This window comes from Microcoleus sp. AT3-D2 (assembly GCF_036705715.1).
Lineage (GTDB): Bacteria > Cyanobacteriota > Cyanobacteriia > Cyanobacteriales > Microcoleaceae > Microcoleus.
Genome location: NZ_JAUBVE010000056.1, coordinates 38,719 through 47,465, shown reverse-complemented (window position 1 = coordinate 47,465; position 8,747 = coordinate 38,719). Strand labels below are relative to the sequence as shown.

General features: G+C 46.8%; 8 protein-coding genes. 4 read left to right on the top strand and 4 right to left on the bottom strand.

Going from position 1 to position 8,747, the window contains the following annotated elements; genetic code table 11:
- Positions 1-68: 68 nt before the first annotated feature.
- Positions 69-749 (bottom strand): deoxyribose-phosphate aldolase, encoded by a 681-nt coding sequence (gene deoC / locus QUB44_RS21145; RefSeq protein ID WP_333326795.1) that lies wholly within the window; start codon positions 747-749, stop codon positions 69-71.
- A gap of 419 nt (positions 750-1,168) precedes the next feature.
- On the opposite strand from deoC, the gene QUB44_RS21140 reads away from it, so the two are divergent.
- On the top strand, positions 1,169-1,531 hold the full coding sequence (locus tag QUB44_RS21140) for a hypothetical protein (RefSeq protein ID WP_333370489.1): 363 nt from the start codon (positions 1,169-1,171) through the stop codon (positions 1,529-1,531).
- A gap of 351 nt (positions 1,532-1,882) precedes the next feature.
- Positions 1,883-2,905 carry a tetratricopeptide repeat protein gene (locus QUB44_RS21135; RefSeq protein ID WP_333168347.1) on the top strand — a complete coding sequence of 341 codons (1,023 nt, stop codon included), beginning with the start codon at positions 1,883-1,885 and terminating at the stop codon, positions 2,903-2,905.
- Positions 2,906-2,999: 94 nt separating this feature from the next.
- Here the strand turns inward: QUB44_RS21135 and QUB44_RS21130 are convergent, their stop codons facing one another.
- From QUB44_RS21130 to QUB44_RS21120, 3 genes are all read right to left on the bottom strand, one after another.
- Complete coding sequence (locus QUB44_RS21130; RefSeq protein ID WP_333370487.1) at positions 3,000-3,746, bottom strand: hypothetical protein; 747 nt, start codon at positions 3,744-3,746, stop codon at positions 3,000-3,002.
- 577 nt (positions 3,747-4,323) lie between these two features.
- A complete protein-coding gene (locus QUB44_RS21125; RefSeq protein WP_333370486.1) occupies positions 4,324-5,046 on the bottom strand; it encodes a pyridoxine 5'-phosphate synthase in 723 nt (240 codons plus the stop codon).
- Positions 5,047-5,108: 62 nt separating this feature from the next.
- On the bottom strand, positions 5,109-5,894 hold the full coding sequence (locus tag QUB44_RS21120) for a nucleotidyltransferase domain-containing protein (protein WP_333370484.1): 786 nt from the start codon (positions 5,892-5,894) through the stop codon (positions 5,109-5,111).
- 271 nt (positions 5,895-6,165) lie between these two features.
- Between QUB44_RS21120 and QUB44_RS21115 the strand changes: the two genes are divergently transcribed.
- Both QUB44_RS21115 and QUB44_RS21110 read left to right on the top strand, forming a co-directional pair.
- Positions 6,166-7,026, top strand: a complete 861-nt coding sequence (locus tag QUB44_RS21115; protein WP_333137275.1) for a Tab2/Atab2 family RNA-binding protein — start codon at positions 6,166-6,168, stop codon at positions 7,024-7,026.
- A 270-nt stretch (positions 7,027-7,296) separates the two neighbouring features.
- Positions 7,297-8,592, top strand: a complete 1,296-nt coding sequence (locus tag QUB44_RS21110) for a TldD/PmbA family protein (protein WP_333370482.1) — start codon at positions 7,297-7,299, stop codon at positions 8,590-8,592.
- Positions 8,593-8,747 lie beyond the last annotated feature (155 nt).

The following is an 8,747-nucleotide window of genomic DNA, read 5'->3' as shown; positions in this document are numbered from 1 at the left end:
AATGACTAATGACTAATGACTAATGACTAATGACTAATGACTAATGACTAATGACTAATGACTAATGACTAATGACTTTTATCTAAATTATCCCGCTGGCGAAGTAATTCAGGCCCGCGAGAAGTCCCCAAACGAGTTGCCCCAGCTACTACCAAATCTAGAGCTTGTTCATGAGTACGAATTCCGCCCGCCGCTTTAATCCCGATCCTTCCCTTCGTAACTTCCTTCAGCAGTCGCACATCGTCAACTTTCGCCGGGCCAAAAAAGCCAGTGTTGGTTTTGATGTAAGCGACGCCGGCTTCCATACAAATCTCAGCCGCTAATTGTTTTTCGGCATCGGAAAGCAGCGAACTTTCGATAATTGCTTTAATGGTGAGATTGGTTTCTTCACAAATTTGGGCTAGTTCCCGGTGGAATTCGTCGATTCTTCCAGCTTTCAACAATCCTAAGTTAACGGAGACATCTAACTCTACGGCTCCATTATCTGCTGCTTCTAGAGCTTCGTAAACTTTCACCGTTGAAGTCGAAGCACCGGTGGGAAAACCTATAACTGTACAGACTTTGGGACGTTTGCCGTGCAGCAGCTCAACTGCTTGTCTGACGTAGGCGGGATACACGCAAACTGTGACAAAGCCAAATCTCTCTGCTTGTTGGCAACAGTTTTCTACTTGCTCTGGCGTAGCGGTGGGGTCGATCAGGCCGTAGTCGATCAAGGGGGCAATATCGATGTCTGCCTGGTTTGCAGCCATTGCTGTTTTTTCTCCGAAGTAATTACTTCCTTATTATGTAGCGAATTTACCAATCTTCTACCGAAAGCAGCCAGGGTACAACCCCCCGCATTCCTCCGTGAGATCGCTTTCTCCAATTCTTCAATCTAAAATCTAAAATCTAAAATCTAAAATCGATTGACTTTACTCCGGGTTCTAACAAGTATAAATACTCAACTTGCTGCTCGTAAAAACTCTTGTGGGAATTGGTTTACCAATTTATGTCTAAAAAATAATATTTTGGTATCTCCCTTTAGATACATTTTTGCTCTTTCTTTAGGTATACTTTGTTAAAAGGACTTACGGTAGAGCCTGCGTCAGCTACGCTAGGGCAGAGCCTGGTAGCGGCTACTGTTTTTACTTTTAGTAGTGCTTTAAAAACATAAAAGCCAGTGCCAAGCATGAATCATTTAGAACTCGAACAAGAAATTGGGAAGATGGCTAGAGCGATGATGACTCGCAATAGCTTAATTGGTAAAGATTTGATTGCGGATCTCAGAGAGCGGGTGTCTGTTGACAGTTTAGCTGCTTTGATGATTGTCAGTATTGAGCGTTTGATTTGGTATGACTGCGAGTCCGTGATCTGGAGTTTGAGTTATTTGATTCCTGCTGACGTGATGGAAGAAATTCGCCGGATTACTGCGCTGATTGTTTGCCAGCGGTTGATGGGCCAGGGTTTTCTGCTGGGGAAAGATTTTAGTATTGATGCCACAGGCCAGTTGCTGTTGAGTGAGAATGCTAAAACAGCGGTTGTGGTTGCTTGAATTGGGCAAGCAGAAATAGGAGTCATTAGCACTAGGAGATTTGCAGTTAGACTGGGGGCGCCCTAGGACTCTTTGTGTAACTGCAAACCTAATTCGGGATGCGGTAAGAGTTACGTGATTCACGCAGAGTTAAGATTCGCACCAGCTCTAAAAAACGATGAGTGCGGTTAGCGAAAAGAGCTTTTTACCAGAGGAAAATAGTTAGTTTCGACCGCAAATTGTTGAGGTTGTTACTGGCCGAGTGTACGGGCGATCGCCCTGTATCAAATTTTTCAGATTTTTAGTGGAATTACAGTTTTACTCCAGCTATGGTTTCATGTAGAATCATCCCTAAGATAGATACAAAATATTATGAACTTAATTCAAAACTTGGAAGCGGCTTGGTATTACCATCTGGGCTCGCGCCACCTCGAAGCTAACGATGATCATGGTGCTCTGGCGAACTTTAACAGAGCATTGAAGTTGCAATCAGATCATTATAAGGCTTGGTTCGGCCGAGGTATGGCTCTGGGGAAATTAGAACGGCACTTAGAGGCGCTGAAGAGTTTTGATGAGGCCTTGGCGGTGGAGCCGAATGCGAGCTTTGGCTGGCACAACCGGGCTATTGCTTTAGGAAAGTTGGGCCGCTGGTTGGAGGCTCTCAATAGTTTTGACCGGGCTCTGGAGTTCAGTCCTTGCGCGGCGAGTATTTGGCACAACCGGGGACTGACGCTGATCGATATGGGGCTTTACGAGAAGGCGGTTCTGAGTTTTGATCGCTCTTTAAATTTGTACCCGGAGGCTGCTTGGGTGTGGTACAACCGAGGTAATGCCCTGTTGGAACTCAAGCTTTACTATCAGGCGCTCAACAGTTTTGACCGGGCGATCGAGTTTAAGCCTGATGACGCGAAGGCTTGGTACAATCGCGGTATAGCTGCGAACTCTATGGGACTTTACAAACAAGCAGTGGCTAGTTTTAGCCGATCGATCGCTCTACAACCTGGCAGAGCCGATGCTGTGGGCGAACGGAGAGTTGCTTTGGAGAAATTAATAGGTTTAAATCAGAGAAATGCCAAGTTCACTCCCACATCTGAGCGTCCCTTAGAAGATTATTTAATTTGGTACAACCGGGGTGTGGAATTGGCGCGAAAAGGCTGCTACTCTGAGGCGATTGCTTGCTACGAAACAGTCTTAGAAATAAATCCTGATTTTGCCAACGCTTTTTACAATAAAGCTTGCTGTTATGCGCTACTGGGATTCGCTGATTTGGCCCTTGACAATTTGCAGCGGGCTGTTGAGTTTATCCCTAATTTATACCGAGAGCTAGCTTTAGCTGACTCTGATTTAAGCTGCATTTGGAAACAAGAACGTTTTGAAGCGCTGATCCAAGGTTGATTTTACGCAAAAAACAAAACAGCTCGCCCCATTGGCGAGCTGTTTTTTTGGGCGGTGCAAATTCGATCGCCCGACAGTATTTGTGCAATCTTTGCTATTGCACAGAAACTCGGATTGAGGGCTTGACCGGCCTCTTGGCAACTACGATTACCCGGTAGATACCGGACTCGGGGAGTTGAGCAAAAGTTTGACCTTCACCTTGATCCAGGAGTGCTCCCGACGGAGATTGGATCGCCAGATCTAGATTTTTGTTGCTAGAGCTCGCCCTAATTGTCTGTCCCTGCTTGCCTTGAAGTGTGATCGGCTGGATTTGGTAGCCGGACATTTTGAGTTTGACTGTGGCTTGTGTTTCCTTGAATGCTATGGGAATTGCGCGATCGGGCCGATAAGTCCACTTGGCGCTAAAGTCGCGTCCGAGTACGAAGCTGGTGGTTTCACCTTTGGGGGTAACTCGCACGCGATAGATACCTGACTCTGGCAACTGGCCAATCCACTGATTATCTGACTTTTCAATAACCCCCATATTTTCACCATTGGGACTGTACAGTTCGGCTGTCAGTTGTCCCGCCCACAGGGAGAGAGTGAGTTCTCGCCCTTTGATGCCTTCAAAAATATAGGTGGTGGGTTGGTTGATGGTTTCTCGGATTTCCGAGGTTGACATTCGCTTGATAGGTTCGAGGTTTGAAGCTGATTCAGAGGTAACGGGTTTGTTAAGGGTTTCTGTAATTTCCGAGGCAGCCATCAGCTCGCTCGGCGCAATTTTGGGGGCTACTGGGCTGGCAAATACTGATTTTGCCGTCATCATGAGTAGCATTCCAGTCAGTAAAATTAGTTTTTTCATGTCGCACTTCCGAGGGGGGGGGTAAGGAGTTGTATATGGTTACTTGTATTTGCTTGTTTTCACCGGATTAAATCTGGCGATCGCACAGAGGCTACAAGAGGATATAGGATACACGTAAATATCCCGTACTTGCACAAAACCTGCTGGTAGCAAATTGGCAGTGCGGGAGCTAAGTAGTAGCCTCAATTTGTCGGGACATTTTAATGATACTCCTTACGCATAATATCATCACAGAATATTAGTAATTTTTTATAGGGAGATTAAAACTTTTTCCGAGGTTCTTGCTAAAGAAATGCCCACACCCAAAAAACGCGGTGTCTGGGATTCTGGCTCTGCCTTGCTACTAGAAAAGGGCTAGCACCCCACGGGGTGAGAACCCCTAGTGTTACTTCATTTTTGACGATCGCCTAATTATTTAGGGCGGTGCGAACCCCATCTTACCATATTTGTAGCGTGTTAAACCTTTTTTTACGTAAGTTTTGATACTCTATGTTTGTAGGGAGGATTTAGTTATTATCAATGATAAAGACAAGTTTATCACTACCGAATCCGCCCTACAATACGAGGTTAATTTGTACTACGAAGCGGCCAGGATTTTTAGGTAAGCTTGGACTGTGTTGAACAACCCCATTTCTAGCGCTTCCGCAATTAAAGCATGACCAATTGATACTTCTAGTATATTAGGAATACAGCAAAATTTAGCTAAATTTTGCAAATTTAAATCATGCCCAGCATTCACCCCTAAACCTGCTGATTGAGCGGCTTGAGCGGCTTCAACATATTGTTGAAAAACAGATTCAACTCTCCCTTCGCGAAAAGCAGTTGCGTAGGGTTCCGTGTACAGTTCTACTCTGTCTGCTCCAACTTCTTTTGCTAGCGGCATGAGAGCAGCATCTGCGTCCATAAATAAGCTGACTCTGATACCATTGTCTTTTAATTTTTCAATGATTGGTAAGAGCCGATCGCGATTTTCGGGAATATTCCAACCGCTATCGGATGTTAGCACGTCGGGAGCATCCGGCACCAAGGTACACTGAGCCGGTTTTACGTCGCAAACTATATCCATAAATGGCGGCTGAAACGGATTTCCTTCGATGTTGAACTCAACGGTTAGCATTTTGGCTAATTCGTAAACATCGGCAGCTTTGATATGCCTTTCGTCGGGGCGCGGATGGACTGTAACGCCGTGAGCTCCGGCGGCAATTACTGTTTTGGCGGCTTCCGTAACGCTGGGGATACCGATGTTTCGAGAGTTTCTGAGGAGGGCGATTCTGTTGATGTTAACGCTGAGTTTTGTCATGGGATGTTAATCTTTAAGGTAGATGCTACTATATTAATCGCTTTCGGTACGAAATCTTGAGCCTATGGCGGTAGTGTTAGGGCATTGTTAGAGGACAAATTAGCTTGTACCAGCGGTAAACTTTCTGCAAATAAAGCCTCTGCTATTTGCTGTTTGGCTGTCAAATCTCCAAGGTTGGCAATGCAGAAAAGCGGTGCGACGCGATCGACTATTTCGGGAGGAAAATCGCGGCTGAAATATTTTAGTTCAAAGTCGTATCTGTGGGGACGGTAAATCATGCCCAGCAGTTCGACTAACGGTAGAAGCGTCCAATTGTGATAGTTGCCGATCGCATCTACTAAATGTCCGCGATAAATCTCTTTTTTAACCAGAGGTTGCAGCAAATCGAAACGGATTTTAATTTCGTTGAATCTCGACTGCATTGTAGATAAATGTTTGCTTCGATCCAAAGGAGGCGGTACAATTAGATTAGCTTTGTCAAAGGCGATCGGGACTTTCCCGTGCCTCTCTATTTCCAGAAAATCGTTGCGGCTGCTGCGCCGAAAAACGGCGAAATCAATTAGCAAGAACGGCGGGGTTTCTTTCAGCCGCCAGAAGCACTGCGATTGACCGTGCCAAGCGGGTTCGGGAACTCGATATTTGATTTCGATTTCGCCAATTTCTGCGAGGGCTTTTTCCACAATCTCAAATGTTTCTTCCACGCAGTTATCTTCAACCACAACCGCAATATCGAGGTCTGACCACTCGTCGGTGTATCCGTGGGCTGTTGAACCTCCTTGCCACAAAGCGAGAACAAAATCTAAAGGTTGTAAGGTAGAAACAATCTTTTCGAGAATGATTTGTCTCATGGAATCAAGCTATACTGTTTGTTTTCCCTGGCTTGCACAAGTTTAACAAACGATCGCGTGTTGAGATTGCTCCGCGACAGTTGTCCGAGGAGTTGCTAATGCTTCCGGTTGTGCACTGCTGCCAAAAATTACACGGGAAGCTGCAAGGAAAAGTGGCAATCTTTGGGAAAGTGCGATCGCCCGCGATTGAAAATCAGCCTTATATGGTCAGAATCAGAAACTTGCCCGCTGTCCGGTAACATGAGAAAGGATTAATTTTTAACAGCGCGGCATGGCTACTATTTGGGAACTCGACTTTTACAGCCGTCCAATCATAGACGAGCGAGAGAAAAAAAAATGGGAAGTGTTGATCTGCGAAAGCCCGCTGAATGTAGGCGACAAGGCCGAATCTCTGTTTCGCTACTCACAATTCTGCTCCAGTTCTACCGTGAATTCCCTGTGGCTGGCGGGTGCAATTAAAGATGCGATCGCCGCAGCACCGAAACGCCCCGAAAAAATCCGCTTTTTCCGCCGCCAAATGGCGAACATGATTACCAAAGCCTGCGATGACTTGGACATTCCCGCCGCCTGCAGCCGCCGCACCCTCGCCCTTAGCCTGTGGCTGGAAGAACGGATGCAAGACGTTTATCCCGCCGAACCGGGCTATCAACCGGTTGTGAACCCGAGCGTTCAATTTGTACCCGAAACGCCAGTTGCGCTGCCGGATGCTTTAATCGGCGAAAAATGGGCGTTTGTGAGTTTGCCGATCGCAGCTTTTGACGAAATGTCCGAGTGGGATATCGGATTTGGCGAAGCTTTCGGACTGCCGATGACACGCCTCGCCCCAGAAACGCAAATTCCGGGACTGATTATCTACTCGTCGAGAGCAACAGCTTTGGCAGGTTGGATGTCGGGTTTAGAGTTGGCTTTCCTGAAATTTGAGAGCGGCCCACCCGCTAGGCTGGTATTAGATACGGGAGCTAATGATCGCTGGATTTTAGCTAATCTCAGAGACGCAGCAACTGAGAGAGAAGCAAAAGGATTTGAAGCAGCTAAAAAGCAAGCAAAAAAAGTACATTTCTTAGCAATTCAGTCGAATCCTGAATCGGAATCTTTTGCAGGATTTTGGCTGCTGCACGAACTAACTATTTAGTCATTAGTCATTAGTCATTAGTAATTATTCATTAGTCATTAGTTATGAGTCAATATAGCTGTTAACTCTAGACTAATGACGGTAGATTATTAACTGATGACTGATGATCAATGACTGTAAAATCTGGTTATCGCCAATTACACCAGTTTTCCCAAAAGAATCTAAATGTAGACCCGTGCACCCAACCCCTATCCAGTAAGTTATTGCCAATTCTTTAATCGAAAATCGAAAATCGAAAATCGAATCGCCCATTACAAACCACCGAGAACAATGACCAATCACCAATCAGCAGAACAACTGTTAGAACTAGCCACCAAAGCAGGTGCAGAAGCTGCTGAGGTATTGGAATCGCAATCGCTCTCACGGCCGGTCTTTTTTGAAGCAAACCGCCTCAAACAGCTAGAAACCGCCCAAGCAGAAGGCATTGCCCTGCGGCTGTGGCGGGATGGGCGGCCAGGTTTGGCGGTGGCCTACGGGCCGGTGGAACTGCAAATTTTGGTGGACAGGGCGATCGCACTTTCGCAACTCAACGAACCGGAAACCATCGAACTAGGCACCGGTGAGAAAGTTGTCTATCCCGATCTCGGAGTGTCAGTGTCGGCCGAACAGCTAGTAAACTGGGGCAAAGAGGCGATCGCGATCGTCCGGGAAGCCTATCCAGAAAGCCTCTGCACCGCCGAACTCGACTGCGAAATCGAAAGCACCCGCTTGGTGAACACCAAAGGCTTGGATTCAAGTCACACCGACACCACCCTCAGCGGTTACTTATCAGCAGAATTAGTGCGGGGCGAAGATTTCCTCAACATTTGGGAAGGCGAAACCGAACGCGGGACTCTCGACTTAAACACCAGCGCCAAGCGGGTTTTGCAGCGTTTAGAATGGGCGAAAGATAATGTTGCTCCCGCCACCGGGCGCGTGCCGGTGCTATTTACAGCCAAAGCCGCCGATTTGCTTTGGGGGACTGTCTGTGCGGCGTTGAACGGCAAACAGGTACTCGAAGGCGCTTCGCCTTGGAACGATCGACTAGGCCAACAAGTGACATCGCCCCTTGTAACCCTCTCGCAGCAGCCGGATATCGGGCCCTATAGCTGTCCCTTTGATGACGAAGGTACTCCCACTCGGGCGATCGTCTTTATCAACAGCGGAGTGTTGCAGCTATTTTATACCGATCGTACCACCGGTCGAGCCTTGGGCAGCGGCACCACCGGCAACGGATTTCGTCCCGGTTTAGGCAGCTATCCGACGCCGAGTTTGTTCAATGTTTTGATTAAACCAGGTTCGCTTTCGCTAATCAATTTAATCGCTAAATTAGACGACGGAATTGTAGTCGATCAAATGCTTGGTGGCAGTGCTGGAATTTCCGGCGATTTTTCAATAAACGTCGATCTCGGCTACCGAGTCAAAAAAGGTCAAATAGTCGGCAGAATCAAAGACACAATGGTAGCTGGCAACGTCTACAGCGTCCTCAAACAATTAGTAGAATTGGGAGGAGACTCTGAGTGGAACGGTTCTTGCCACACACCGTCTGTAATTGTAGAGGGATTGTCCGTCATCGGCAAGAATTAAAGGAATCGGGCATGGGGCATGGGTAATTGGTAATCGGTAATAGTTAGTAGTTAGTAGTTAGTGGTTAGTGATTACTTGTTAGTAGTTTTTCTAATTAAAAATAACCAATGCCCAATGCCCAATGCCCCATGCCCAATGCCCCATGCCCAATGCCC